Source organism: Jhaorihella thermophila, assembly GCF_900108275.1.
Classification (GTDB): Bacteria; Pseudomonadota; Alphaproteobacteria; order Rhodobacterales; family Rhodobacteraceae; genus Jhaorihella; species Jhaorihella thermophila.
The window spans coordinates 83,296-108,344 of the sequence record NZ_FNVD01000004.1; the positions used below are offsets into that span (position 1 = coordinate 83,296).

Annotated in this window: 23 protein-coding genes; 5 read left to right on the forward strand and 18 right to left on the reverse strand. The window is 67.8% G+C overall.

Features of this window, described 5'->3' with window-relative positions; genetic code table 11:
- Nucleotides 1–3: 3 nt before the first annotated feature.
- From C4S70_RS06585 to C4S70_RS06660, 17 genes are all read right to left on the reverse strand, one after another.
- A complete protein-coding gene (locus C4S70_RS06585) occupies nt 4–1,500 on the reverse strand; it encodes a sigma-54-dependent transcriptional regulator (RefSeq protein ID WP_104007322.1) in 1,497 nt (498 codons plus the stop codon).
- The gene (gene hypB / locus C4S70_RS06590) at nt 1,497–2,351 is read right to left on the reverse strand and encodes a hydrogenase nickel incorporation protein HypB (RefSeq protein ID WP_104007323.1); all 855 of its coding nucleotides are present in this window, start codon (nt 2,349–2,351) and stop codon (nt 1,497–1,499) included. Before hypB ends, C4S70_RS06585 begins: the two co-directional genes overlap by 4 nt.
- Entirely contained in the window at nt 2,351–2,692 is a 342-nt protein-coding gene (gene hypA / locus C4S70_RS06595; RefSeq protein ID WP_104007324.1) for a hydrogenase maturation nickel metallochaperone HypA, read from the reverse strand. Before hypA ends, hypB begins: the two co-directional genes overlap by 1 nt.
- Nucleotides 2,685–3,584: a hydrogenase expression/formation protein HupK gene (locus C4S70_RS06600; RefSeq protein WP_104007325.1), complete on the reverse strand. Its 900-nt coding sequence runs from the start codon at nt 3,582–3,584 to the stop codon at nt 2,685–2,687. The genes hypA and C4S70_RS06600 overlap by 8 nt, the downstream gene beginning before the upstream one ends.
- A gap of 1 nt (nt 3,585) precedes the next feature.
- Nucleotides 3,586–4,371, reverse strand: a complete 786-nt coding sequence (gene hybE / locus C4S70_RS06605; RefSeq protein WP_104007326.1) for a [NiFe]-hydrogenase assembly chaperone HybE — start codon at nt 4,369–4,371, stop codon at nt 3,586–3,588.
- The gene (locus C4S70_RS06610) at nt 4,368–5,201 is read right to left on the reverse strand and encodes a hydrogenase expression/formation protein (protein ID WP_104007327.1); all 834 of its coding nucleotides are present in this window, start codon (nt 5,199–5,201) and stop codon (nt 4,368–4,370) included. The genes hybE and C4S70_RS06610 overlap by 4 nt, the downstream gene beginning before the upstream one ends.
- Nucleotides 5,202–5,215: 14 nt before the next feature.
- Nucleotides 5,216–5,614: a thioredoxin domain-containing protein gene (locus tag C4S70_RS06615; RefSeq protein ID WP_104007328.1), complete on the reverse strand. Its 399-nt coding sequence runs from the start codon at nt 5,612–5,614 to the stop codon at nt 5,216–5,218.
- A gap of 11 nt (nt 5,615–5,625) precedes the next feature.
- Nucleotides 5,626–5,946, reverse strand: coding sequence for a HypC/HybG/HupF family hydrogenase formation chaperone (locus C4S70_RS06620; protein WP_104007329.1), 321 nt, complete (start codon nt 5,944–5,946; stop codon nt 5,626–5,628).
- A gap of 4 nt (nt 5,947–5,950) precedes the next feature.
- Nucleotides 5,951–6,559, reverse strand: a complete 609-nt coding sequence (locus tag C4S70_RS06625; protein WP_104007456.1) for a HyaD/HybD family hydrogenase maturation endopeptidase — start codon at nt 6,557–6,559, stop codon at nt 5,951–5,953.
- A 279-nt stretch (nt 6,560–6,838) separates the two neighbouring features.
- Nucleotides 6,839–7,615, reverse strand: a complete 777-nt coding sequence (gene cybH / locus C4S70_RS18795; protein ID WP_200822734.1) for a Ni/Fe-hydrogenase, b-type cytochrome subunit — start codon at nt 7,613–7,615, stop codon at nt 6,839–6,841.
- A gap of 3 nt (nt 7,616–7,618) precedes the next feature.
- On the reverse strand, nt 7,619–8,203 hold the full coding sequence (locus C4S70_RS18800) for a HupE/UreJ family protein (protein WP_200822735.1): 585 nt from the start codon (nt 8,201–8,203) through the stop codon (nt 7,619–7,621).
- A gap of 11 nt (nt 8,204–8,214) precedes the next feature.
- On the reverse strand, nt 8,215–10,008 hold the full coding sequence (locus C4S70_RS06635; RefSeq protein WP_104007330.1) for a nickel-dependent hydrogenase large subunit: 1,794 nt from the start codon (nt 10,006–10,008) through the stop codon (nt 8,215–8,217).
- A 3-nt stretch (nt 10,009–10,011) separates the two neighbouring features.
- Nucleotides 10,012–11,103, reverse strand: coding sequence for a hydrogenase small subunit (locus C4S70_RS06640; protein ID WP_104007331.1), 1,092 nt, complete (start codon nt 11,101–11,103; stop codon nt 10,012–10,014).
- Between the two features lie 234 nt (nt 11,104–11,337).
- On the reverse strand, nt 11,338–13,614 hold the full coding sequence (gene hypF, locus C4S70_RS06645) for a carbamoyltransferase HypF (RefSeq protein ID WP_104007332.1): 2,277 nt from the start codon (nt 13,612–13,614) through the stop codon (nt 11,338–11,340).
- The gene (locus C4S70_RS06650; RefSeq protein WP_104007333.1) at nt 13,614–15,053 is read right to left on the reverse strand and encodes a nickel-dependent hydrogenase large subunit; all 1,440 of its coding nucleotides are present in this window, start codon (nt 15,051–15,053) and stop codon (nt 13,614–13,616) included. The genes hypF and C4S70_RS06650 overlap by 1 nt, the downstream gene beginning before the upstream one ends.
- A complete protein-coding gene (locus C4S70_RS06655; RefSeq protein WP_104007334.1) occupies nt 15,050–16,042 on the reverse strand; it encodes an NADH-quinone oxidoreductase subunit B family protein in 993 nt (330 codons plus the stop codon). The genes C4S70_RS06650 and C4S70_RS06655 overlap by 4 nt, the downstream gene beginning before the upstream one ends.
- A complete protein-coding gene (locus C4S70_RS06660) occupies nt 16,039–17,367 on the reverse strand; it encodes a sensor histidine kinase (protein ID WP_104007457.1) in 1,329 nt (442 codons plus the stop codon). Before C4S70_RS06660 ends, C4S70_RS06655 begins: the two co-directional genes overlap by 4 nt.
- A 240-nt stretch (nt 17,368–17,607) precedes the next feature.
- On the opposite strand from C4S70_RS06660, the gene C4S70_RS06665 reads away from it, so the two are divergent.
- Nucleotides 17,608–18,630 carry an NAD-dependent epimerase/dehydratase family protein gene (locus C4S70_RS06665; protein WP_104007458.1) on the forward strand — a complete coding sequence of 341 codons (1,023 nt, stop codon included), beginning with the start codon at nt 17,608–17,610 and terminating at the stop codon, nt 18,628–18,630.
- 5 nt (nt 18,631–18,635) lie between these two features.
- Nucleotides 18,636–19,907: a Vi polysaccharide biosynthesis UDP-N-acetylglucosamine C-6 dehydrogenase TviB gene (gene tviB, locus C4S70_RS06670; RefSeq protein WP_104007335.1), complete on the forward strand. Its 1,272-nt coding sequence runs from the start codon at nt 18,636–18,638 to the stop codon at nt 19,905–19,907.
- 135 nt (nt 19,908–20,042) lie between these two features.
- On the opposite strand, the gene C4S70_RS06675 is transcribed toward tviB, so the two are convergent.
- Nucleotides 20,043–21,488, reverse strand: a complete 1,446-nt coding sequence (locus C4S70_RS06675) for a cobyric acid synthase (protein WP_104007336.1) — start codon at nt 21,486–21,488, stop codon at nt 20,043–20,045.
- A gap of 443 nt (nt 21,489–21,931) precedes the next feature.
- Between C4S70_RS06675 and ugpB the strand changes: the two genes are divergently transcribed.
- The 3 genes from ugpB (at nt 21,932) to ugpE (ending at nt 25,044) form a co-directional block, all read left to right on the forward strand.
- Nucleotides 21,932–23,233, forward strand: coding sequence for a sn-glycerol-3-phosphate ABC transporter substrate-binding protein UgpB (gene ugpB / locus C4S70_RS06680; RefSeq protein ID WP_104007337.1), 1,302 nt, complete (start codon nt 21,932–21,934; stop codon nt 23,231–23,233).
- Nucleotides 23,234–23,311: 78 nt separating this feature from the next.
- The gene (gene ugpA, locus C4S70_RS06685; protein WP_104007338.1) at nt 23,312–24,193 is read left to right on the forward strand and encodes a sn-glycerol-3-phosphate ABC transporter permease UgpA; all 882 of its coding nucleotides are present in this window, start codon (nt 23,312–23,314) and stop codon (nt 24,191–24,193) included.
- A complete protein-coding gene (gene ugpE / locus C4S70_RS06690) occupies nt 24,193–25,044 on the forward strand; it encodes a sn-glycerol-3-phosphate ABC transporter permease UgpE (protein ID WP_104007339.1) in 852 nt (283 codons plus the stop codon). The genes ugpA and ugpE overlap by 1 nt, the downstream gene beginning before the upstream one ends.
- Nucleotides 25,045–25,049 lie beyond the last annotated feature (5 nt).

Here is a 25,049-nt window from a genome sequence, read left to right on the forward strand (position 1 = left end):
GGGTCAGGCCTCCTCTTGCTGTTCGGCGCAGCGGACCGGCGGAGCGATGCCGTAGCGGTCAAGCTTGGCCCGCAGCCCCACCCGCGACAGCCCCAGTTCCGCCGCCGCGCGGCTCTTGTTCCATTTCAGCCGGGTGAGCGTTTCGCGCAGGATGCGCATCTCGATCGCCTCGACCCGCTCCTTCAGCGTGCCGCCCGCCGCCAGCACGGCGTCGGCGGCGTGATCGGCGCCACGGTCGGCGTTGCCCCTGCCGCGCGGCGCCTGCAGGATGTGGCGCGAGATCAGCTCGGGGCCCAGCACGCTGTCCTGGGCAAAGATCAGCATCCGCGTGATCTCGTTTTCCAGCTCCTTCAGGTTGCCCGGCCAGTGGTAGTTCTCCAGAAACTCCAACGCCTCGTCCGACAGCCCGTGCACCGGCTTGCCATGGGCGGATGCGGCGTCGAACAGCATGTGCCGGGCCAGCACGGCCACATCGCCGCGCCGGTCGCGCAGCGGCGGCACGGCGATCTCGGCCACCGAAAGGGCGTGGTAAAGGTCGGACCGGAACCGGCCCTGCGCCACCAGGGCGCGCAGGTCGCAGTGGCTGGCGGTCATCAGCCGCAGGTTCGTGTTCTGCGTCTCGTGGCCGCCGACGGGCTGGAACGCGCCCTCGGTCACCACCCGCAACAGCGCAAGCTGCATCGCCGGGCTCAGCGTATCCACCCCGTTCAGGAACAGCGTGCCCCGGTCGGCCTTCTGAAACAGTCCGATCCGGTTCGACGCCAGCCCCGGCAGCGCGCCGCGCTTGGCCCCGAACAGTTCCACCTGCAGCAGATCGTCGGTCAGGCCTGCGCAGTTCAGTTCGTGAAACGGCTTGTCCGACCGCAACGAGGTATAGTGCATCGCCCGCGCCAGCGTGGTCTTGCCGGTGCCCGCCTCGCCGATCAGCAGCACCGGCACGTCGAAGCTGGCATATTGCCGGGCCTGCATCACCACTGCGTTCATCGGCGAATTGGGCGCGCGCAGCACCTTTTCGAACCCCAGCCCTTCGCGCAGGGCCTTGCGGCGCTGTTCCAGCTGGCTTTCGGCGCGGCTGGCCAGATAGCGCATCTCGAGCGCCATGCGGTCGTGGTCGCGGCTGAGCTGGAACAGATGCGCGGCATTGCGCGCCGCCATCAACAGCTGGTCGGGATGCCAGGGCTTGGTGACGAACTGGTAGATCCCGGCCGCGTTGATCGCGGCGATCATGTCGTTGGTGTCGGTATAGCCGGTGATGATGATCCGCACCGTTTCCGGCCAGCGGTCGCGCACCTCGGTCAGGAACTCCACCCCCGTCTTGCCCGGCATCCGCTGGTCGCAGAAGATGACCTCGACATAGTTCTCCTCCATCAGCCGCCAGCCCTCGTCGGCGCTGGTGGCGGTGAGGCAATCGAACTCGTCCTCCAGCGCCATGCGCATCGCGGCGAGGGAATGTTCCTCGTCGTCGATCAGCAGGACGGTGGGCAGCTTCCCGGTGCTCATTCCGCGGCTCTCGGTCGGATCTTGTCGGCCAGGCGGGCGCGCAGCCAGCCGGTCCAGGCCTCCATCCCCTCGCCGGTGCGGGCCGAAACGCGCAGGGTTTCGATGTCCGGGTTCACCCGGCGCAGGTTGGATTCGTAAAGGTCCAGATCCACGTCGCAATGCGGGGCAAGGTCCACCTTGTTGAGGATGGCCAGCCGCGCGGCGGTAAACATGTCGGGATATTTCAGCGGCTTGTCCTCACCTTCGGTGACCGACAGGATCGCCACCTTGCAGTCCTCGCCCAGATCGAACCCGGCGGGACAGACGAGGTTGCCGACATTTTCGATGAACAGGAAACTTTCCGGGCGCGGGTCGAGGTGTTCGATGGCGTGGCCCACCATGTGACCGTCCAGATGACAGCCCTTGCCGGTATTGACCTGCACCGCGGGCGCCCCGGTGGCGCGGATGCGGTCGGCGTCGTTGGCGGTCTGCTGGTCGCCCTCGATCACCGCCAGCGGCTGGTCGCCGAGCGCCTCGATCGTCCTGCACAACAGCGTGGTCTTGCCCGAGCCCGGCGACGACACGAGGTTGACCGCAAACACCCCCCGCCCGCGCAGAAAGGCGCGGTTCTCGGCGGCGTAGCGGTCGTTCTTGGCCAGGATGTCCGTCTCGATCTCGATCAGGCGTTCCTGGCTCATTCCCGGCACGGCGACGCCGGCGGGGCCTTGGCCGAAATGCAGATCGCCGTGGTGGTGATGGTGGTGTCCGTGACCATGCCCGTGGTGGTGGGCGTGGCCATGTTCATGATCGTGGTCATGATCGTGGGCGTGGCCCTCGACCTTGGCATCCCCGCATCCGCAAACCGTGCACATCAGACGACCTCCAAATCCTTGATCCGCATTTCATCTCCGCCGGTCGGCATCAGCCGCCCGCCGCCGCATTCGGGGCAGGGGTCCAGCCGGTCGGCGATCTCGACTTCCCTGGCGCAGTCATAGCACAGGGCGCGGCCGGGCAGGTCCAGCATCACCAGTTCCGCGCCCTCGGCCACGCTGCCGCGCATCACCACTTCAAAGGCAAATTCCAGCGCCGGTTTCTCGACCCCCGCGAAACGGCCGATCTCCAGCCGCACCCGGCGCACGCACGTGACGCCGTTGGCGCGGGCGTGATCCTCGATCACCTGCCGGATCCCTTCGCACAGCGACATCTCATGCATCGTCCGCCTCCTCCAGCCGCACCGGGCTGCACGGGTCGAGGATATCCAGAACCAGCGGCGCAAGTCCCGTCCTGTCCGCCGGCAGCGCGGCAAGGCTCTGCTCCAGCACGCCGCCCGGGGCCAGCAGGTGGTCGGTGGGCGTGACGCGGGCGAACGCGGCCACCCGGCCATCGCGGGCCTTTGCCCTGACGGCATAGAGCCCGCGCGCCGCGGGGACAAGCGCAACACCCGGTGCGGGGGTGAGCGGCGCGGGCAATGTGCCCTCAAGGCATGCGGCGATGTCATAGAGCCGCGCCGCAGCGCGCCACAGCGGCCCGCGCCCGTGGCGCGCCGCCAGCGTCCGCAGGGCGGGATGGCCGGCATGGCGGGCGGCGACCGAGTTTTCTACCGCGCCGGGCGTCAGCGCCGCCTCAGGGGTGACAAGGGGCAACTCCGCGCAGGCCGCGCCGGGGCCGAAGGCGTCACCGATCCGCACCAGCACGGGGGCCGCCCCATGACCAGAGCCGAGGAAGGCCGTCAGCGCCTCGGGGGTCGCGGGCGCGCGGGCCGCGGGGCCGAACACGGCGCGCGCCACGACGCCCGCGTCGCGCTCCCAGCCCGCCGGCGGGGCGCCGGCGCCCATGCCCAGCCGCGCCGGCCAGACAAGGAACAGCCGCATCAGGTGGTCGCGCAGGATCTCGTGGCGCAGGGTTTCCCGCCAGCCCTCCGCCAATGGCAGCCCCAGCGCCAGCCGCGCCGCCGCCCCCTGCGCCGCGCGACACAGGTTGAATAGCCGAGGCAGGATGTCGGCTGCCGTCTCGACCGGCTTGCCGACAACCAGCCGCGCCACCGGCAGGGCGGGTGCGGGCCGGGCGACAAGCCGGGGGGAGCAAAGAGGGCGGGCGTATGTCATTTCAGCCGTCCTGGGCCAGCCCGGCGGTGATCACCGCGCGGCGCGAGGGTTCCGACAGGTCGGGCACCGCGTCAGCGGGCGCGGGCTCTGGCGCCAGTTCGGCCTCGCGCGCGGCGCGGATCTCGGCCTGACGGTCGGTTTCGGCGCGGTTGGCCTCGTCGAAAAGTGCCACCATCACCGCGCGGGCGACCTCGACCGCCTGGGCCTGGGTGCGGAACTCGCCCATCATCGAAAACAGCGAACAGGCCTTGTAGCCGCCAACCGTCTCGCGGACGTTGTGGATGAACTCGTAGTCGCCCGAGGGAAAGCCGATCACTTCCTTGTCGCCGGGGGTGAGGCGCGACCAGTCCTCGTCCTCGGCCGGCAGCAGCACGAGATTCATGAACCACGGACTGACCAGCACGCCCAGAGGCCGGCCCTCATGCAGCCGGAACCCCACCGCCTCGATCGACAGCGCCCGGTTGACCATCGGCACGTCACGCATCTTGGCGTTCCAGATCTCGCGGAAATCGGCCACCAGCCGGTCGGTGCGGGCGCGGATGCGCGCGGCTTCCAGCATCTCGGTCGCGCCGGGGTCGCGGCTGACCAGGAAATGTTCCTTGGGCGCGCCGCAATTGGGGCAGGACCAGTCCTCGGGCAGGTCGCGGAACGGCGTGCCGGGGTCGATCTGGCGGTGCTCGTCGCCCCGGGCGGGGTCGTAGGGGGTCCAGCAGATCTTGCATTCCAGCACCGCCTGCGGGCTGAAGCCCTGCGGGTCGGCGTGATAGCCGCTTTCGAAGGTGGTCATCGGATCGTCTCCAGCACGCGGGTCAGGCGATCGGCGCTGTCCGAAAGATCCTCGGGCGCGGCCAGCGCCACCTCGGGCATTGCCGTGACCTCGAAAGTGTCGAGGATCAGCGTATCCATCGAGTTGAAGAACTGCACCCGCCAGACATGGGGCAGGGCGGTGGCGGTGATCCGGCAGTTGCCGTAGCCGCGCGACAGGATCGTGACCGAGCCTTCGCCAAGCGCCGCGTCGAGCCAGAGCAGGTCATCCTCGGTATGGGGCAGCAGCGAGAGGTTGATGACATGGGGCGCGACGCCCGCGGTCCAGGCGGCGGATTTGTCCTGCAGCTCCACCAGCAGCGGCGGGGCGTTGACCACCGCCGGCCCGCGCGGCGCCTCCGCCCCCATCGCGGCGCGGACCGGGTCGAAGGCGCGGCTGATCGCCGGCGCCGGGATTGGCGCGACCTCGATGCGGTCGATGCCCCGGCCCGAGAGCACCCAGACCCCGGCAAAGACGCTTTCCTGCACGGCCACCGCCGGCACGCCGCGGATGCGGATCGATACCTCGCCCTGGCCCAGCGTTTCGGCAATCAGCGCGCGGTTCTCGGCATCGAGCGGTGCGAGGTCGAACTCGGCGCGGGTGCCGTCCTGCGCGCAGACCCGGCAGGCGGCGGCCAGCTCGCGCAGCAGCCTCAGCGCGGGGGCCAGCCGGGTGGGATCGGTGACCTCGGGGCTGGGTGGCACGAAGACGCGCATCTCCTGCGGCATCGGCAGGTATTGCGGCGCGCCGTCGGCGTCCTCGGGCTGGGATCCGGGGCCGAAACCCACGGGCGGCAGGTGGAAATTGGCCATGGTCGGCTTCTCCTTCAGGCGGTTTCGGCGGCAGTTTCGGGGGCGGGCGCAGCCAGGATATGGGTGGTGCGGGCCATGTAGTCGGCCCAGTCGCGCACCTTGGGGATGGCGCCTATGGGCTGGCCGGCGCGGAAAAAGATCAGGCTGGGCGTCTTGTAGGCCCCGGCCAGTTCGCAAACCGTCTTCTCGATCCCGTTGCCGGCCACGGCGCAGTCGAACCGGTTCTGAAAGGCCATGCGCAGCTCGGGCAGGATCACGGCGACATCGGGGGTTTCGAGGTTGCGCGCGGGATCGCCGGGGACAAAGACCACATGCGTCCCCGGCGCGGTGGTGAAGGCCGCCAGGCTTTCGGCATCCTCCAGATGCGGCCAGCCGAGTTCGGTGGTCAGTCGGTCGATCAGGGGGTGGATCATGGCGCGTCTCCTCAGGCGATGGTCTTGCCGGCGGCCTTTGCGGCGGCCAGATGCGGGGGCAGGGTGGGGCCGGTTTCCTCGAGATCGGCAAAGGCATCGCCCGGCTCGCCCCCGGCTATGACGGCGGCCAGTCCGTCCAGCGCGGCACGGATCTTCAGCGCCTCGTCCTCGGGCAGCACCTCGCGCGCGGCCCCCAGAAAGCTCAGCACCCAGGTGCCGGGCGGCTGCGGGCCGGTCAGGGACAGGTCGATCCGCGCCTCGCGCCGGCCGTCGGTCGCGGTGGCAGCGATGCCGTCGCAGGCGATGATCCGCATGGGGATGCCGACGCACATGGGCCTAGCACCGCGTCGGCAGAAACCGGGCATCGCCGATGCGGCAGGCCTCTTCGGCCGAAGGGCGGCCCTCTTCATAGGCATCGCGGCGGATGGCGCGGTCGGCCAGCTCGGCGCCCTCGGCGCGGCCGGGGGCGATCTCGTGACCCCAGGCGCGCAGCCGGTCCAGCGCGATCTCCAGTGCCGGGTCGATCTGCGCCGCCACCACGGCGCGCAGCCCGCCGCCGTAATCCTCGAGCTCTTCGGGCTGGCAGCCGATCAGCACCAGCGTTTCCGGGCAGTATCCCATCAGCTGCGCGGTGGCGATCACGTCCTGAAAGCCGGTCTGATGCAGGCTCATCTTCTTGGCGCCCATGAAGGCGGGCACCGCGTCGCCCTCGACCACCTTCAGCGTGCCCGGCGCCAGCCCGTAATCCACCGCGTCGAACACGACCAGCCGGTCGGCCTCTTCCAGAAAGGGCAGCAGGTAGAGACCCTGCGTTCCGCCATCCATGATCCGCACCGTCGGGTCAAAGCGCCAGCGTTCGGCCAGCGCCTCGACACAGCGCACGCCAAAGCCTTCGTCGGCCCAAAGCACGTTGCCGATGCCCAGAATGAGTGTCCTGGAAGTCATGCTCTCTCCCTGTCGCTCGCCGCCGGACAGGTGATTGTCGATCCGGCGCAGAACCGAAAATAAAGCTTTCACCCTGAAGGTGGGCAAAAACTGCAACTCCGCCCGATGTTTTGTAAATGCTTGCTTTTCAAGCAGATATCCGTGTGCTGTGGTATGCCGGCGCGAGTCGTCATGAAAAGAAGCTAGCCAATGTTGCGAAAAACCGAAAGAGAATTGACCATATGAAAAACGGCGGGCCTCAGCCCGCCGGATTGGTGAGATGAATCGTCCCTGCGCGGTTTACTCGGGGCGGTCGTCCTTGAAGGTGCGATGCCCCGAGATCATGGTGGACACCATCGACTGGCGCGACATGATGTCTTCGCGGATCGCGGCATAAACGTGGATCATGACAAAGATCACGATCGCCCACATGCCCAGGTGATGGATCGAATGCAGCGCCTGGCTGCCGCCCGCCAGCGGGATCACCCAGCCGAACAGCCGGTCGGCCCAGGACCCCGCGCCCAGACCTTCGCCGTAGAGTGCAAGCCCGGTGACGATCATGAAGCTCAGCCCCAGCGTCATGAAAAGGAACATCGCCGCCTGCGCCAGCGGGTTGTGGCCCACATATTTCTTGGGCTCGCGTTCCAGGAACAGATACCAGCGCAGTTCATAGAACACTTCCGACCACCAGCGGCGGTTCCACAGCGGCAGGCGAAAGAGCTGCCGGGCGTGGTGGTTGCCGACGAAGGCCCAGTAGATGCGGCCCAGAAAGCCCACCGTCAGGATCAGCCCGGCGGCGAAATGGGCGAACCGGATATAGCCGAACACGAACTGGTGGGTGGCCTCGCCGATCTGCATGGACGGCGGCGGCGATCCGATGAACCAGCCGGTGACCGCCAGCACCAGGATCGCCAGCGCGTTGACCCAGTGCCACAGCCGGACGGGCCATTCGTAGACGAAGACCGATGTGCGCCGGCGGATGCTTTCGACATCGGTTTCGGTGGCGTCGCCGGCCAGTCGCGCCGATTTCAGCGGTTCGACATCGGGGTTGGGGACATGGATGGTATCGTGTGCCATGGCTTACCCCAGCATCAGGGCCATGCCGGCAACGGCCACCCCGCCGCCGATCCCGCGTTGCAGAAGGGCCGTCAGCCGGCCGTCGGCCACCGCGCGGGCCAGCCCGATCCCGGCCAGGTGCAGCGCCGCCGTGGCGGCCAGGAAGCCGGCCAGATAGGCCAGCGCGGCGCCGGTGGCCTCGCTGGCATGGGCGTGACCGTGAAAGATGGCAAAGCCCGCGATCGTCGCCAGCGTGGCGGCGCTGGCCGGAACGCCCTGACCGGGCCGGGCGAATACGGTCATCAGGCCGAAGGCGATGACCGACAGGGTTATTCCACCTTCGACAAAGGGCAGGGCCACGCCGCCCCAGGCCAGCGCCGCGCCGGCGGCCATCGCGGCCAGAAAGCTGGCCGCGCCGGCCCAGACATGGCGCGGCAGGGCAAAGCCGGACCACAGCCCGACCGTCACCATCGCCAGCAGGTGATCCACCCCCATCAGAGGATGCACGAAGCCCGCGACAAGGCCCGACGTGCCGCCCACGCCGGTATGGGCCAGCGCCGGGGTGGCGGTCAGCGCCGCAATGGCGGCAACGGTTGCAAGTCGTTTCATGGATGCCTCCTTCAGCGGACCTTTACGGTGGTCAGTTCGTCGCCGTCGGGCGACATGACATGGGTGGAACAGGCCAGGCACGGGTCGAAGCTGTGCAGGGTGCGCAGGATCTCCACCGGCTCGTCGGGGCGTTCCATCGGCGTGTTCATGAGGCTGGCCTCGAAGGCGCCGATATTGCCCTTGGCATCGCGCGGGCTGCCGTTCCAGGTGGTGGGCACCACGCATTGATAGTTCTCGATGCGTCCATCCGCGATCGACACCCAGTGCCCCAGCGCGCCGCGCGGCGCCTCGGTCATGCCGACGCCGCGGGCCTGTTTCGGCCAGCTCGACGGTTCCCATTTCTCGATATTGGCGGTGCTTTCGTCGCCGTTGCGGATGTTGGTCACCAGCTTGTCGAAGAAATACCGCTGCAGATCGGCGCAATACTCGGCCTCGAGCGCCCGCGCCGCGGTGCGCCCCAGTGTCGAGAACAGCGCCTCCACCGGCAGGTCCATGGTGCGCAACAGTCCCTTGATCTGATCGGTGATCTGGTCATGCCCCTTGGCATAGCCGATGATGTAGCGCGCCAGCGGCCCCACCTCCATCGCGTGGCCGCGCCAGCGCGGTGCCTTGATCCAGCTGTATTTGGCGGCCTCGTCGATGTTCTCGATATTGGTGCGGCTGCCGACCGTGTTCGCGCCCAGCTCGAAGCGCGCCTCGGTGACGCCGTCCCACGGGTGCAGGCCGCGGCCCGGCTCGCCATAATCATACCAGCTGTGATCGACGAATTCCTGGATCTGCTCGGGGTCGCGCACATCGACGTCATGCACCTCGTCGAGGTTGCCGTTGATGATCGCGCCGCGCGGCAGGTGCAGCTGGTCGGCGTCGAAATTGTTGGCATGTTCGGGGATGTCGCCATAGGCGAGCACCGCCTGGCTGGACAGCCCGCCGCCATACAGCCAGTCGCGGTAGAAGCCGCCGATCGCCACCACGTCGGGGATATAGACGTTGCGCACGAAGTCCTGGCACAGCTGGATGATGGTCGAGACCTGGTTCAGCCGTTCCATGTTGATCGCGCCCACCGCGCCGGTGGAGTGCATGTTGATCGGGCAGGGCACGCCCCCCACCAGCCAGTTGGGGTGCGGGTTCTTGCCGCCAAAGATGGTGTGGATCTTGACCACCTCGCGCTGGAGATCCAGCGCCTCGAGGTAGTGCGTCACCGCCATCAGGTCGGCCTCGGGGGGCAGTCGATAGGCGGGGTTGTCCCAATAGCCGTTCTTGAACAGGCCCAGCTGACCGGATTCGACGAACTGTTTCAGCCGGTTCTGCACGTCGCGGAAATAGCCCGGGCTGGACAGCGGGTGGTTCGGCCCCACCGTCTGTTGCAGCTCGGACGTCGCCTTGGGGTCGGCGCGCAGGGCGTTCACGGGGTTCACCCAGTCCAGCGCGTGCAGGTGATAGAAATGCACGATGTGGTCGTGGATCTGCAGGTTGAGCTGCATGATGTTGCGGATCGAGTTGGCGTTGTCGGGGATGGTGATCCCCAGCGCGTCCTCGACCGCGCGCACGGATGTCAGCGCGTGGGTGCCGGTGCACACCCCGCAGATGCGTTCGGTAAAGGCCCAGGCATCGCGCGGGTCGCGGCCCTTCAGGATCACCTCTAGCCCGCGCCACATGGTGCCGGTGGAGACGGCGTTGCGGATCACGCCGTTTTCATCCACGTTGACTTCGCAGCGCATGTGGCCCTCGATCCGCGTCACCGGATCCACGACGATCCGGCGCCCGGAATTGTCCAGCTCGAAACCGTTGGGGGTTTGAACAACCATCTATCAGGCCTCCTCGGAAACGTCGTTCTGTGTCTTGCGCTGCGCGGCCTTCAGCGCCGAGACGGCGGCGTGCAGCGCCACTGCGCCGCCCACGCCGGCGGCCGCCGTCATGCCGATCTTGTCGGCATTGGATTCCACGCCGAACTGGGTCAGGTCGGTCACCCGGTCATAGAAGCTGCCCTGATCCCAGAACCCGTCCTCGGAGCAGCCGATGCAGCCATGGCCGGACTGGATGGGGAAGCTCACGCCCTCGTTCCAGCGGATGGTGGAGCAGGCGTTGTAGGTGGTCGGCCCCTTGCAGCCCATCTTGTAGAGGCAATAGCCCTTGCGCGCGTTCTCGTCGTCCCAGGCCTCGACGAACTGGCCGGCGTCGAAATGCGGCCGGCGATAGCACTTGTCGTGGATGCGCTGGCCGTAGAACATCGCCGGCCGGCCCTGGCGGTCGAGCTCGGGCAGACGGTCGAAGGTCAGCATGTAGGTGATGACGCCGGTCATCACCTCGGCGATCGGCGGGCAGCCGGGCACCTTGATGATCGGCTTGTCGGTGATGACCTTGTGCACCGGCGTGGCCTGCGTGGGGTTGGGATAGGCCGCCTGCACGCAGCCATAAGAGGCACAGGCCCCCCAGCTGATGATCGCCTTGGCGTCCTTTGCGGCATGGCGCAGCTTTTCCACGAAGGGCTTGCCGCCGGTGATGCAGAACATCCCGTCCTCGTTCAGCGGCGGGTTGCCCTCGACCGCCAGGATGTAGTTGCCGCGGTATTGCTCGATGGTCTCTTCCAGCGCCCGTTCGGCGGCGTGGCCGGCCGCCGCCATCAGCGTGTCGTCGTAGTCCAGCGAGATCATCGACAGCACCACGTCCTTGACCAGCGGATGCGCCGAGCGGATGAAGCTTTCCGAACAGCAGGTGCATTCCAGCCCGTGCAGCCAGATCACCGGGGTGCGCGGCTTGGTTTCCATCGCGTGGGCGATCTTCGGCACGAAAGCCGGCCCCAGCCCCAGCGCCGAGGCCGTGAGCGAACAGTATTTCATGAAGCTGCGCCGGGTGATCCCCTGGCGGCGCATCACGTCATAGAAGGTTTCCCTGGGCTTCAAGGCGTGCCCCTCCTCCGTTGCTGCAATTGATTCCCCGCCCGCCTGGCGCGGGTCGGGTTCCTTCCCGGTAAAGGATGCCGCGCGGTGCGGCGCGATAAAGGGAAATGCGGCGGGATTGATGCGGCAGGCGGTTCCCGCCGATTTTTCAGACGGTTAACGGGCGGGAACGGGGGATCTGCATACCACGGTATCCGGTCGCGCCGTTACCTTACCTTGCAGCGGGTGGAAACGAGCTTACCGCCCATCCCCGCCGCCGCCCGCCGCAGCGATCAGCGCCTGCCCCAGCGCCAGCCCGCCGTCATTGGCCGGCACCTTGCGGTGGATCAGCAGGGGCAGCCCCTCCAGCCGCCGGGCGCACAGATCCAGCAGCGTGGCGTTCTGGAAACACCCGCCCGAGAGCGCCACAGCCCGCGCCGCGCCGCCTTCGATCAGCGCCCGCGCGGGGGCGCAGAACGCCTCGGCCAGTCCGGCGTGGAATCGCGCGGCCATGATCGCGGGCGACACGCCGGCGGCTCGGTCGTCTGCCCAAGCGCGAAACAGCGGCGCGGGGTCAAGCGCATCACCGGCGGCGTCGAACGGGTAGGGGCGGGACAGCGCCTCCGGCGCGCTGCGGGCCAGTGCCTCAAGCCGCATCGCAGCCTCCCCTTCGAAGCTCTGCGCGCCGGTCACCAGCCCCAGCGCGGCGGCGAAGGCGTCGAACAGCCGGCCTGCCGAGGAGGAAAGCGGCGCGTTCACCCCGCGCGCGGCGGCGGCGCGGGGCAGGGACAGGTCGCGGCCCGCAAGAATTTCATCGGCCAACGCGCCCAGCCCCGCCGCATCGAGCCGCGCCAGCAGGTTGCGCCAGGGCTCGCGCTGCGCGGCATCGCCGCCGATCAGCGGAACGGGGGCCAGATGTGCGGCACGGCGGAAACCGACGTAGTCGCCGACAAGGATTTCGCCGCCCCAGATCGTGCCATCCGTGCCCAGCCCCAGCCCGTCGAGCACGATCCCCGCAACCGGCCCGCCATCGCGCGGCCAGCCGTTTTCCGCCATGCAGGCGGCCATGTGCGCGTGGTGGTGCTGGACGCGGATCAGCGCGCCATCCGCGTGTGCTCTGGCGCGGGTCTTGGCGTGCTGCGAGGCGCGATAGCCGGGATGCAGGTCGCAGGCGAAGATTTGGGGGCGGTGGTCGAACAGCCCGGCGTAATCGGCATCGGCCTTGCGGAATTCGTCGTAACAGAGCCGGTCGTCGAGATCGCCCAGGTGATGCGACAAGAGCGCCCGGCCCGATTTCGTCAGACAGATCGCGGATTTGAGCTGTCCGCCAAAGGCCAGCACCTGCGGGGCGTCCTCGAACCCCGGCGGCAGGGGCAGCGTGCCCGGCACCCGCCCGCGCGCCCGGCGCAGGATCATCGGTCCCTGCGGCGTCAGGCGTTCCACCGAGTCGTCCAGCCGGCGCAGGATGTCGCGGTCATGCATCAGGAAACCATCGACGAAGGGCGCAAGCTTCGCCCGCGCCTCGTCATTGCCGATCACCTGCGGCTGACCCGAAAGATTGCCCGAAGTCATCACCAGCGGCCCCCCGAAGGCATCCAGCAGCAGGTGATGCAGCGGCGTGGAGGGCAGCATCCATCCCAGCGTGTCCTGTCCCGGTGCCACCGCCTCGGGCAGAGCGGCGCCGCGCGCGGTCAACAGCAGGATCGGCGCGGCGGGGTCGGTCAGCCGCGCTTCGGCCTCGGGCCCGGCATCGGCATGGGTGCGGATCATGTCCAAGTCACCCATCAGGGCAAAGGGCTTGGCGGGTCGGCGCTTGCGCTCCCGCAGGCGCTGCACGGCCGCGCCGTTCAGCGCGTCGCAGGCCAGGTGGAACCCGCCCAGCCCCTTGACGGCAAGGATCGCGCCCGCGCGCAGCATCTCCGCGGCCTGCGCGATGGGGTCGCCGGGCTGCTCGGCGCCGTCCACCTCCAGCCACAGGCGCGGGCCGCAGGTGGGGCAGGCGATGGGCTGGGCGTGGAACCGGCGGTCGGCGGGGTTTTCGTATTCGGCGCGGCAGGCAGGGCACATCGCAAAGGCGCGCATCGAGGTCTTCGCCCGGTCATAGGGCAGGCGGTCGAGGATGGTGAAGCGTGGCCCGCAATGGGTGCAGTTGGTGAAGGCATAACCGTGACGCCGTTCGGCCGGGTCGCGGATTTCGGCCAGGCAGGCGGGGCAGGTGGCGGCATCGGGCGTCACGCCGGTATCCGCCGTGCCGCCGGCCGAGGCGACGATCTCGAACCTCTCGGGCGCGCAGTCAAAGACATGGGGCGCGCTTTCCACCGCCTGCACCTCGGCCAGCGGCGGGGCCTCGGTCGCCAGCGCGCGTTCAAAGGCGTCAAGCGCGGGACCGGCGGCATGGATCAGCACGCCCTCGGCATCGTTGCGCACGTCTCCCGTGATCTCCATGCGGCGGGCGAGATCCCACACGAAGGGGCGGAACCCTACCCCCTGCACCTGTCCGCGCACGCGGATGCGGCGGCCCGACGCTGCGCCCATCAATGCACCGTGCAAACCATGCAGGGGTCGAAGCTGCGCACGATGTGCTGGACGGCAAGCGGCGTATCCTCGTCCGGGCGGACCGGTGCGCCGACCAGCGCCGCCTCGACCGGGCCGGGGGTGCCCTCGGCATCGCGCGGGCTGAAGTTCCAGGTGGTGGGCGCCACGATCTGATAGCCCGCGATGCGCCCGCCCTCGACCCGGATCCAGTGGCCGAGCGCGCCGCGCGCGGCCTCGACCAGCCCTTCGCCCGAGCCGTCGCGGATGGGGGGCATGTCGGCCATGAAGGGCGCGCCCGGATCGAGCGCCGCGGCCCACTCTTCCAGCAGGACCTGGGTGCGCGCGATTTCCAGCAGCCGCCCGGCGATGCGCGCCAGCACCCCGCCGCCGCGCGCAGCAAGATCGAGCGCCAGCGGGTGTCCGTCCACCACCGCGCGCGCCAGCGCGCCCACCTCCATCGTCCGCCCGCCCAACCGCGGCGCCTTGCACCAGCTGTAGGCGGGTTCGGTCATCTCCATGTCGGGTTCGGTCACGCCGTGGGCGGGATGCGCGGCCCGGCCCAGCATCCAGGCATGGGTCAGATCCTCGGTGATCGCGGCGGTGTCGAGCGGCTGGTGGCGCCCCTCGGCCCAGATGCCCTCCGCCATGGCGCGCCCCTCGGCCAGCGGATAGGCGCCGAAGGACAGATACCGCCCCGGCCCGCGACCGAGCCCATCCAACTCCAGATCGGCGGCGATGCGCAGAAACAGCCCGGCATCGCCCGTGCTCCAGCCCATCAGCGCATCAAGGCTCTTCAGCCCGGCGAAGGCTTCGATAGGGGCGCCGAACAGCACGTCTTCGAGATGGCGCCGGAAACCGGCCAGCGACAGGCGGATGCGCTGGCGGTCGCGGGCGGAGGGCGCGCGGGTGACGCCGGCGGGCTGGATCGCCAGCGTGTGCGGCCACTTGCCCCCCAGAAGCCCGACAATGTGGAACAGCTTGGCCCGCGCCTCGACCGTGGCGCGGATGGCCGAGCCCTGGGCGGCGGTGAAGCGCGCCACCGCCGTGTCGTGCCAGTCGCGGCCGGCATAGGCGGGGCGGGCGAAATCGGGCATGAAGAACAGGTTGAAATGGGTTACATGGTCGGCGAGGTTCTCCACCCCGTGCAGGATCGCCGCGGCCAGCGCCCCCTGCGGGGCGGGGTGGGCGCCGGTGAGCGAACCGAGCGCCGCGGCCGCCGCCGCCGACTGGCTGATCGAGCAGATGCCGCAGATGCGCGGGGTGATGGTCATCGCATCGCGCGGATCCTTGCCAACGAGCATCCGCTCGAACCCCCGGAACAGGGGCGAATTGGCATAGGCCGCGCGCACCTGCCCGTCCTCGACCTCGAGCCGGATTTCCAGATCGCCCTCGACCCGGTTGAACGGGCCGACGAGCAGCGTTCGCGTCGGGTCGGTCATTTGCGCGGCGCCCCCGGTCTTGGCGGGACGAGGATCCGGTCGGCGGTGGCGTTCGCGCTGAGCCGCGGCGGCGTGGCGGCCTTGGACAGCGAGGCCAGCGCCATGAACCACGCCTTGGGCATGTCGGTGGGCAGGCCCACGGGGATGCCGGCGAATTTCGGCGTCTCGGTAAAGGCGTGGCGGGGCTCCTCGAATTCGGGAGCGGTGCAGTTGATGCAGGGATATCCCGCACGGGTGCAGCTGCCCTCGCCATTCCATGTGCGGATGTTGCAATCGGCGGCGGCCTGGGTGCCGACGCAGCCCAGATGCTCCATCAGGCAACCTTGCTGCGACAGCTTCTGCGCGCTGGCCTTGTATTCGTAGAATTCGTTCTTGGGGCAGGCGTGATGGGCCAGCGTCTCGGTGAAGAACAGCGGCCGGGCAAGCTCGTCCAGCGCCTCCGGCCCCATCGTCCCCTCGGCCAGCATTAGAAGCGTCTCGGCCACCCAGCCGGGATGGGTGGGGCAGCCCGCGACGTTGACGACCGGCAGCCCGGCGCGGCCCCGGAACCCCGCCGGCAGCGCGCCGCCCGGATGCTTGCCCTCGTATTGCAGCCCCACCGCATCGGTGATGTTGTCGCCGGCCGAGGACACCCCGCCGAAGGCCGCGCAGCTGCCTACGGCGACCACATGACCCGCGCGCGCGGCCAGCGCCTGCACCCAGTCCAGCAGCGACCGCCCGGTGCCCGCCAGCACCTGGAACCGTCCCGTCCCGTTCGGCCCGCGCAGGATCGCGCCCTCGACGCAGAGAATGTCGAGCGTCTCTTCGCCCGCCTCGATCCGCTCCAGCAGGGCGCGCACCTGCGTGCCGGTCTCCTGGCTGAGCGCGGGGTGCCAAAGCAGGCGGATGCCGGCGGTGTCGAGCAGATCCAGCACGTTGGGATCCTCGGCGCACAAAAGCGACATGGTGCAGCCGCCACAGCCGGCCGATTGCATCCAGAGCAGGTTCATTCGCGGGTCTCCAATGGCAGTTCCAGCCGGAAGCAGGCGCCGGATTCGGACGGGCACAGGCGCAATTGCCCGCCATGTTCCTGCGCGATCTTGTGCGAGATGGAAAGTCCCAGCCCGGTGCCGCGGCCCACGTCCTTGGTGGTGTAGAACGGGTCGAAGATCGCGGTGGCCTTGTCGGGCGGCACGCCGGGGCCGTTGTCGCGCACGCACAGAACCGCACGACCGTTTTCGGTCCGGGTGTCGATGGTGATGCGCGGGTCGTCCACGTTTTCCACCGCGTCGTGGGCGTTCTGGACAAGGTTCATGATCACCTGCTGGATGTGCCCCGGCCGCCCCCGCACCGGCACATGGGCATCGCCGGTATGCGTCAGCGTCACCTGCCGCCGGGCGCCGCGTTCGACCCAATGCGCGGCCACGCGGGCGGTTTCGGCCAGGTCGAACTCGGTGATCTCGCCCGAGCCTTCGGCGGACAGCCGGCGCAGATCCTCGACGATGTCGCGCACCCGTTCGGCCCCGTCGCGGGCGCCGTCGATCGCCGCGCGCAGGTTGCGCAGCTCGCGGTCCAGCTTCAGCTCCTGGCGCAGGCGGATCAGTTCCTCGCGGTCGGCGCCTTCCTGCACCTTCTGGAAATAGGTCTCGAACCGGCTGACGTATTTTTCGAGCGCATGAGCGTTGGCATAGACGAAACTGATCGGATTGTTCAGCTCATGCGCCACGCCCGCCAGCAGCCGTCCCAACGCGGCCAGCTTTTCGTTGCGCACCAGCTGCGCCTGCGCCTCTTGCAGCGCCTTGTGGCTTTCCGACAACTTGGCATAGGCGCGGCGCAGCTCGCCCAGGGGCCGCCCAGTCAGCACCGCCCCGGTGGCGCGGCCGCGATCGTCCAGGCGCGGCGCGATCGACACTTCCAGCGGCGCGGGACCCTGCGGCGTGGCGATGTCGATCTCGACCATCTGCGAGGCGCGCGCCGCCATCGCCCGGTCCACCGCCGCGGCGAGTTCGGCCTGCGAGGCGTCGGTCACCAGATCGGAAAGCGGCGTGCCCGGCAGATCGGATTCGGGGCGGCCCAGCATCCGGCCCAGCGACCGGCTGGCCTCTTGCAGGCGGTGGTTGCGGTCCACCACCATCAGCACGTCCGACACCGATTGCAACACTGAGGCCATGAACCGCCTGAGCGCGTCCAGCTCGTGGTTCTTGGCCTCGAGCCGTTCCTGATAGGCGACCAGTTCGGCATAGGTGCGGTCCACCGCCTGCAACACGTCCAGCCAGGCCGAATCGGCCAGGTCGGTCAGGTCGGGGTTGTCGCGATGCGGGGTGCCTTGGGCCATCGGGATCTCCTGGCGGCCGATGATAACCGCCGCAACCGCCGGCGAAAAGCGCCCTTGTGCGCGAAGCCGCGATGTCCGCGGGTCGGACAGGATACGCGTCTTTGCCGTATCCCGGCGATCCCGGCGGCGCTGGCGTGCCTGTTGCGGTTTCGACATGACATGCCGCTCTGGCGGAATCCGGCGCGCGGTCGTATGACCTTCCGCAATCGCAACGGCTCGGTCCACGCCGAAGGAGACCCCATGACCACCGACACCCGCCGCATTCTCGTCACCGGTACGGCCGGGTTCATCGGCTTTCACCTTGCCCGGCTGCTGCTGGAGGAAGGCTTCCGCATCCACGGGTTCGACGGGATGACGGATTACTACGACATCCGGCTCAAGCAGCGCCGCCACGCGATGCTGCTGCAGAACCCCAACTTCACCGCCACCGAGGCGATGCTGGAGGACCGCGATGCCTTCGACGCCGCGGCGGATGCGTTTGAACCGAACGTCATCGTCCACCTCGCCGCGCAGGCCGGTGTGCGCTACAGCTTGGAGAACCCGCGCGCCTATGTCGATGCCAACGTTGTCGGCACCTTCAACGTGATGGAGGCCGCGCGCCGGCATCAGGTGCAGCATTTGCTGATGGCCTCGACCTCGTCGGTTTACGGCGCCAACGAAGAGATGCCGTTCCGCGAAACCGACAAGGCCGACACCCAGCTGACCATCTACGCCGCCACCAAGAAGGCGACCGAGAGCATGGGTCATGCCTATGCCCATCTGTGGAACCTGCCGACCACCATGTTCCGGTTCTTCACGGTCTACGGCCCCTGGGGGCGGCCGGACATGGCGCTGTTCAAGTTCGTGGACGCGATCCTCGAGGGCCGCCCCATCGACATCTACAATCACGGCGAGATGTGGCGCGACTTCACCTATGTCGATGACCTGGTGCGCGGCATCCGGCTGCTGATCGACGCGGTTCCGCAGCGGCCCGAGGGCGGCGTGGTGCCCGAAGGCGACAGCCTGTCGCCGGTGGCGCCCTACCGGGTGGTGAATATCGGCAATTCCGACAAGGTGCGGCTGCTGGACTTCGTGGATGCGATCGAAGAGGCGCTCGGCCGGCCGGCGATCCGCAACTACATGGAAATGCAGAAGGGCGACGTGCCGGCGACTTGGGCGGATGCGTCGCTTCTGATGCGGCTGACCGGCTACCGGCCGCAGACGGATGTGCGCGAGGGCATCGCGCGCTTCGTGGCCTGGTTCAGGGAGTATTACGGCAAGTGACGGACATGAGCGGGGACAAGACTCTCGCCGTGATCGGGCTGGGCTATGTGGGGCTGCCGCTCGCGGTGGAGTTCGGCAAGCACCGGCGGGTGATCGGTTTCGACATCGACCCCCGGCGCATCGAAGAGTTGCGCGCGGGCCGCGACGACACCCGCGAGGTGGCGCCCGAAGAGCTGGCCGCGGCGCGGCATCTGGCGCTGACCCACGACCCCGAGGCGCTGCGCGCTGCGCGCATCTTCATCGTCACCGTGCCGACCCCGATCGACGCGCACAAGCGCCCCGATCTTGGCCCGCTGCTGGCGGCGTCGGAAACGGTGGGCCGGGTGATCAAGCGCGGCGACATCGTCATCTACGAATCCACCGTCTATCCCGGCTGCACCGAGGAAGACTGCGTGCCGGCGCTGGAACGCGCCTCGGGGCTGACCTACAACCGCGATTTCTTCTGCGGCTATTCCCCCGAACGCATCAACCCCGGCGACCGCGACCACCGGTTGACGACGATCGTGAAGGTGACCTCGGGCTCCACACCGGAGGTGGCGGACGAGGTGGACGCGCTCTATGCCTCGATCGTCGCCGCCGGAACGCACAAGGCGCCCTCGATCCGGGTGGCCGAGGCAGCGAAGGTCATCGAAAACACCCAGCGCGATCTGAACATCGCGCTCATGAACGAGCTGGCGATCATCTTCAACCGCATGGGGATCGACACTCAGGCGGTGCTGGCGGCGGCGGGGACCAAGTGGAACTTTCTTCCCTTCCGCCCCGGCCTGGTCGGCGGGCACTGTATCGGGGTGGATCCCTACTACCTGACCCACAAGGCCGAGGCGCTGGGATATCACCCCGAGGTGATCCTGGCCGGGCGGCGAATCAATGACGGGATGGGCGCCTGGGTGGCGGGGCGGATGGTCAAGGCGATGCTGAAGCGCGGAATCGAGGTGAAGGGATCGCGCATCCTGGTGCTGGGGCTGACCTTCAAGGAAAACTGCCCCGACCTGCGCAACACCCGCGTGGTGGACGTGGTGGCCGAGCTGCGCGACTACGGCGCCGCCGTCAATGTGCACGACCCCTGGGCCGATCCGACCGAGGCGCGGGCCGAATACGGGCTGGAGCTGGTGGCCGAGCCGCAGGCGGCGGCCTACGATGGCGTGATCCTGGCCGTGGCCCATGACGCGTTCCGCTCCGCCGGCGCGGACCGGTTCCGCCGGCTGGGCAAGCCGGTGCATGTCCTGTTCGACCTGAAATCCATCCTGCCGGCGGGCGACGCCGACCTGCGGCTCTAGCGATACGGGGCGTGCTGCCCTGTCGCACGGGCGACACATGGAAGGCGCCTGGCAAGAGCTTCGCTCGGCTCCGGCTTGCGGTCGCTCGCGCCGCCGCTGGTTCCGGTGCCGGGATCCCGACCTGCCGCGCCGGGCTCAGCGCGCCATTGCTAGCAGTCCATCGACGTCGAGATGGGCCTCGACGTGGTCGGCCAGGGCGTCGAGGGTCGCCTCGACAGTGGCTTGATGGGACAGGCCGGACGGCTCCGCGCCCCATTGCTCCAGCATGTGTCGGCGAAAGGCGTCATCGCGAAACAGGCCGTGCAGATAGGTGCCCGTCACACGGCCGTCGGCGCTCGTGGCACCTTCGGGGTGGTCATCGACAAAGGCAAAGGGCCGGGCGCAATCGGCCCCCGTGGTGCGCCCGACATGGATCTCGTAGCCGTCCAGCTCCAGCCCCGATGCAGCATGCCTCGCCCGAACCCGCGACAGCCGTTTCTCGGGGTGCATGACAGTGGTCACGCCCAGAAGACCAAGACCGGGGGTTTCCCCCGGATCGCCCTCGACTCCCTGCGGGTCGGCCACGGTCCGGCCCAGCATCTGGTAGCCCCCGCAAATGCCCAGAACCCGCCCGCCACGCCGCCAATGGGCGCGCAGGTCCACGTCCCAGCCCTGCGCGCGCAGCCAGGCCAGATCGCCGCGCGTGGATTTCGTGCCGGGAATGACGACCAGATCGGCGTCTGCCGGAATCGGCGCGCCCGCGGGAAGCATCGTCACGGACACGCCCGGCTCCTGCGACAGCGGGTCCATGTCGTCGAAATTCGCAATCCGCGACAGGTGCAGACAGACGACGTGAAAGCGCCCCTTGCGCGGGCCGCTGCGAATCTCCTGCGCGTCTTCGGCCGGCAGGCGCCAAGCGCCGTCGAACCACGGCAGCACGCCGAAACCGCGCCAGCCAGTGCGCTGTTCGATCAAGCGATAGCCGTCATCGAACAGGCGTGGATCGCCGCGAAACTTGTTCACGAGGAACCCCACGACCATCGCCGCGTCCTGCGGGTCGATCACCGCCTGCGTGCCGACGATCTGGGCGATGACGCCGCCGCGGTCGATATCGCCGGCCAGCACGACCGGCACGTCCGCCGCCCGCGCAAAGCCCATGTTGGCGATGTCCCGCGGGCGCAGATTGACCTCGGCGGGGCTGCCGGCGCCTTCGACGATCACCAGGTCATGGGCGGACGACAGCCGCTCGAAACTGTCCAGAACGCGCTCCATCAACTGCGCCTTCAGCCCGCCGTAGTCCCGTGCCGCCACCGTCGCCAGGCGCCGGCCCTGCACCACGACATGCGCCCCCCGGTCGGTTTCCGGCTTCAGCAAGATCGGGTTCATGTGCACCGTGGGCTCCAGCCCGCAGGCCAAGGCCTGCAAGGCCTGCGCCCGGCCGATCTCGCCCCCGTCGGCAGTGACCGCGGCGTTGTTCGACATGTTCTGCGGCTTGAACGGCGCGACGGACAGCCCCCGACGCCGTGCCGCCCGCGCCAGCCCCGCCACCAGCATCGACTTGCCGACATTCGAGCCGGTCCCCTGCACCATCAACGCCGGCATCGGTGGTCAGTCCCCGGCGTCCCGTGACGGCCGGATCCGCCGCCCGTCGCGACACCCGATCGCGTTCATATTCTGGCGGTGACAAGTGCGGTGGTTCGGCATGTTCCCTGCGATCCCGTGCTGCGCTGCCGGACTATGCGCCGGGCGATACCTTGGGAACAAGACCATTCGAGCCATGACGCCAAGCTCCGGACGACCGGGATGCTGGCGGATCGCATGGCGGCTGCGACCGGGCGTTCGATCCCGCGGTTTGATGGTGCACTCCTGCTTCTTTCTGGTCGAAAATACCCATTGCGCAACCTTGCCGCCCTTTCCACGCTTTCGGGCCTGGTTCCGGCCGTGACATGAAAGTGCAATCAAACTTTCACAAAACTTTCTCTTGCTTTCATTGTTGCAAAGGGAAAAGGTCTGTTCGATGTCAAAACGAAAGAGGGGAGACTGACATGCTCTGGAAAACTCTGGCGGCGGGCGCGTCGGCGCTGACGCTCAGCGCGACGGCCGCGCTTGCGCAGGTGGAAATCCAGTGGTGGCATGCCATGGGCGGCGCCAATGGTGAGCGCGTGGACAAGATCGCCGCCGATTTCAACGCCACGCAGTCGGATTACAAGGTCGTGCCCGTCTACAAGGGCAACTATACCGAGACGATGACCGCCGCGATCGCCGCGTTCCGGGCCAAGCAGCAGCCCGCGCTGGTGCAGGTGTTCGAGGTCGGCACCGCCTCGATGATGGCCGCCAAGGGGGCGGTCTATCCGGTCGAGCAGCTCATGGCGGATGCGGGCGAAAGCTTTGACAAGTCGGACTATCTCCCGGCGGTGATCTCGTATTACCAGACCTCGGACGGGCATCTGCTGTCGATGCCGTTCAACAGCTCGACCCCGGTTCTTTGGTACAACAAGGACGCGCTGGATGCCGCCGGCGCAAAGGTGCCGACCACTTGGAACGAGGTGAAGGAAGCCGCGCAGAAGCTCGTCGACAACGGCATGAAATGCGGCTTTTCCTTCGGCTGGCAGTCCTGGGTGATGATCGAGAACTACTCGGCCTGGCACAACCTGCCGATCGGGACCAAGGAAAACGGCTTTGCCGGGCTGGATACCGAACTGGTGTTCAACAACGACGCGGTGGTGAACCGGCTTCAGGCCGTGGCCGACATGCAGGACGGCAACCTCTTCGTCTATGGCGGCCGTCGGGGCGACAGCCTGCCGATGTTCACCAACGGCGAATGCGGTATGTGGATGAACTCTTCGGCCTATTACGGCAGCATCAAGAGCCAGGCCAAGTTCAACTTCGGCCAGACCATGCTGCCGCTTGACACCGACGTGGCGGACAAGCCGCAGAACTCGATCATCGGCGGTGCGACGCTTTGGGTGCTGGCCGGCAAGTCGGATGAGGAATACAAGGGCGTGGCCAAGTTCCTGAAATATCTGTCCACCCCCGAGGTTCAGGCCTGGTGGCACCAGGAAACCGGCTATGTGCCGATCACGACCGCGGCCTATGAACTGTCCAAGTCCCAGGGCTTCTATGAAAAGAACCCCGGCACCGACACCGCGATCAAGCAGCTCAGCCTCAACGAGCCGACGCCGAATTCGCGCGGGCTGCGGTTCGGCAACTTCGTGCAGATCCGCGACATCATCAACGAAGAGATGGAGGCGCTCTGGGCCGGGCAGAAGACCGCCCGCCAGGCGATGGACGACGCGGTGGCGCGCGGCAATGCGCTGTTGCGCAAGTTCGAGCGGTCCGCCAAGTAAGGGCCGGCCTCTGCCAATGATGGCGGCGTCCGCGGCCTTGGGGTCGCGGGCGCCGCGCCATTCGGATCGCCACGGATCATGCTGAAACGCGTTCATTTCCCGCCGGGCATTCTGCCCTATCTGCTGGTTGCCCCCCAGGTGGCGATCACGCTGGTCTTCTTCATCTGGCCTGCCGCGCAGGCGATCTATCAGTCCTTCCTGCTGGAGGACGCCTTCGGGCTTTCGACCGAGTTCGTCTGGTTCGAGAATTTCGTGGCGCTGGCCGAGGATCCGATCTACCTGGGCAGCTTCGGGCGAACGATCGTCTTTTCCGCCGCCGTGGCGGCCCTGTCGATGAGCTTTGCGCTGGTGCTGGCGGGCTTTGCCGACCGGGTGGCGCGGGCCGCCACGACCTATCGCACGCTCTTGATCTGGCCCTATGCGGTGGCGCCGGTGCTGGCTGGCGCGCTGTGGGTGTTCATGTTCAACCCCACGCTGGGGATCTTGCCATATTTCCTGGAATTCATGGGCATCGAGTGGAACCATTACCTGAACGGCAACCAGGCGATGCTGCTGGTCATCATGGCCGCCGCGTGGAAACAGGTGGCCTACAATTTCCTGTTCTACCTCGCCGCGATGCAGGCGATCCCGCGCTCGGTGATCGAGGCCGCCGCGATCGACGGCGCCGGCCCCTTCCGCCGCTTTGCCGACATCATCTTTCCGCTGATTTCGCCCACCACCTTTTTTCTGCTGGTGATCAACGTGACCTATGCCTTCTTCGACACCTTCGGCATCATCCACGCGATCACGCAAGGAGGGCCGGCGAACGCCACCACGATCCTCGTCTACAAGGTGTTCAATGACGGCTTCGTGGGGCTCGATCTGGGCGGTTCGGCGGCGCAGTCGGTGGTCCTGATGATCCTGGTGATCGGGCTCACGGTGGTGCAGTTCCGCTATATCGAGAAGAGGGTGCAATACTGATGGTCGAGAACCGCCGCTGGATCGACATTCTCACCCATGTGGTGCTGATCGTCGGCATCGCCATCGTGGCGCTGCCGATCTGGATCACCTTCGTGGCGGCGAGCCATGACGCGGTGCGCATGACCCAGGCGCCGCTGCCGCTTCTGCCCGGCGGGCATTTCTGGGAAAACTTCACCGCCACCCTGTTCGGATCGGGGCTTTCGGGCACCGAGATCGCGCCCGTCTGGCGGATGCTGCTGAACAGCCTTGCGATGGCGCTGATGATCGCGGTGGGCAAGATCGCGATCTCGATCATCTCGGCCTTTGCCATCGTCTATTTTCGCTTTCCCTTCCGCATGGGGTTCTTCTGGCTGATCTTCATCACCCTGATGCTGCCGGTCGAGGTGCGGATCCTGCCCACCTTCGAAGTGGTCGCTGATCTGGGGATGCTGAATTCCTATGTCGGGCTGTCGCTGCCGCTCATCGCCTCGGCCACGGCGACCTTCATGTTCCGGCAGGTGTTCCTGACCATCCCCGACGAGCTGCTGGAAAGCGCCCGTGTGGACGGGGCGGGGCCGCTGCGGTTCTTCTGGGACATTCTGGTGCCGCTGTCGCGCACCAACATCGCGGCGCTGTTCGTGATCCTGTTCATCTATGGCTGGAACCAGTATCTGTGGCCGCTGCTGATCACCACCGACACCTCGATGACCACCATCGTCATCTCGATCAAGCAGATGCTGGAAGCCGCCGAGCAGACCCCGCAATGGAACATCATCATGATGACCGCGCTTTTGGCCATGCTGCCGCCGATCGTGGTCGTCATCACCATGCAGAAGCTCTTTGTCAAAGGGCTGACCGAGACCGAGAAATAAGGGCA

Excerpts from the sequence above, each read along its gene's own strand:
- tviB (WP_104007335.1), top strand. The coding sequence starts at position 18,636 with ATGAGCGGGGACAAGACTCTCGCCGTGATCGGGCTGGGCTATGTGGGG.
- C4S70_RS06610 (WP_104007327.1), bottom strand. The coding sequence starts at position 5,201 with ATGGCCAATTTCCACCTGCCGCCCGTGGGTTTCGGCCCCGGATCCCAG.
- cybH (WP_200822734.1), bottom strand. The coding sequence starts at position 7,615 with ATGGCACACGATACCATCCATGTCCCCAACCCCGATGTCGAACCGCTG.
- C4S70_RS06620 (WP_104007329.1), bottom strand. The coding sequence starts at position 5,946 with ATGTGCGTCGGCATCCCCATGCGGATCATCGCCTGCGACGGCATCGCT.
- hypA (WP_104007324.1), bottom strand. The coding sequence starts at position 2,692 with ATGCATGAGATGTCGCTGTGCGAAGGGATCCGGCAGGTGATCGAGGAT.
- C4S70_RS06600 (WP_104007325.1), bottom strand. The coding sequence starts at position 3,584 with ATGACATACGCCCGCCCTCTTTGCTCCCCCCGGCTTGTCGCCCGGCCC.
- ugpB (WP_104007337.1), top strand. The coding sequence starts at position 21,932 with ATGCTCTGGAAAACTCTGGCGGCGGGCGCGTCGGCGCTGACGCTCAGC.
- C4S70_RS06650 (WP_104007333.1), bottom strand. The coding sequence starts at position 15,053 with ATGACCGACCCGACGCGAACGCTGCTCGTCGGCCCGTTCAACCGGGTC.
- ugpE (WP_104007339.1), top strand. The coding sequence starts at position 24,193 with ATGGTCGAGAACCGCCGCTGGATCGACATTCTCACCCATGTGGTGCTG.
- C4S70_RS18800 (WP_200822735.1), bottom strand. The coding sequence starts at position 8,203 with ATGAAACGACTTGCAACCGTTGCCGCCATTGCGGCGCTGACCGCCACC.
- C4S70_RS06615 (WP_104007328.1), bottom strand. The coding sequence starts at position 5,614 with ATGATCCACCCCCTGATCGACCGACTGACCACCGAACTCGGCTGGCCG.
- hybE (WP_104007326.1), bottom strand. The coding sequence starts at position 4,371 with ATGACCACCTTCGAAAGCGGCTATCACGCCGACCCGCAGGGCTTCAGC.
- hypB (WP_104007323.1), bottom strand. The coding sequence starts at position 2,351 with ATGTGCACGGTTTGCGGATGCGGGGATGCCAAGGTCGAGGGCCACGCC.
- C4S70_RS06675 (WP_104007336.1), bottom strand. The coding sequence starts at position 21,488 with ATGCCGGCGTTGATGGTGCAGGGGACCGGCTCGAATGTCGGCAAGTCG.
- C4S70_RS06635 (WP_104007330.1), bottom strand. The coding sequence starts at position 10,008 with ATGGTTGTTCAAACCCCCAACGGTTTCGAGCTGGACAATTCCGGGCGC.
- C4S70_RS06665 (WP_104007458.1), top strand. The coding sequence starts at position 17,608 with ATGACCACCGACACCCGCCGCATTCTCGTCACCGGTACGGCCGGGTTC.
- C4S70_RS06625 (WP_104007456.1), bottom strand. The coding sequence starts at position 6,559 with ATGACTTCCAGGACACTCATTCTGGGCATCGGCAACGTGCTTTGGGCC.
- hypF (WP_104007332.1), bottom strand. The coding sequence starts at position 13,614 with ATGGGCGCAGCGTCGGGCCGCCGCATCCGCGTGCGCGGACAGGTGCAG.
- C4S70_RS06655 (WP_104007334.1), bottom strand. The coding sequence starts at position 16,042 with ATGAACCTGCTCTGGATGCAATCGGCCGGCTGTGGCGGCTGCACCATG.
- C4S70_RS06585 (WP_104007322.1), bottom strand. The coding sequence starts at position 1,500 with ATGAGCACCGGGAAGCTGCCCACCGTCCTGCTGATCGACGACGAGGAA.
- ugpA (WP_104007338.1), top strand. The coding sequence starts at position 23,312 with ATGCTGAAACGCGTTCATTTCCCGCCGGGCATTCTGCCCTATCTGCTG.
- C4S70_RS06660 (WP_104007457.1), bottom strand. The coding sequence starts at position 17,367 with ATGGCCCAAGGCACCCCGCATCGCGACAACCCCGACCTGACCGACCTG.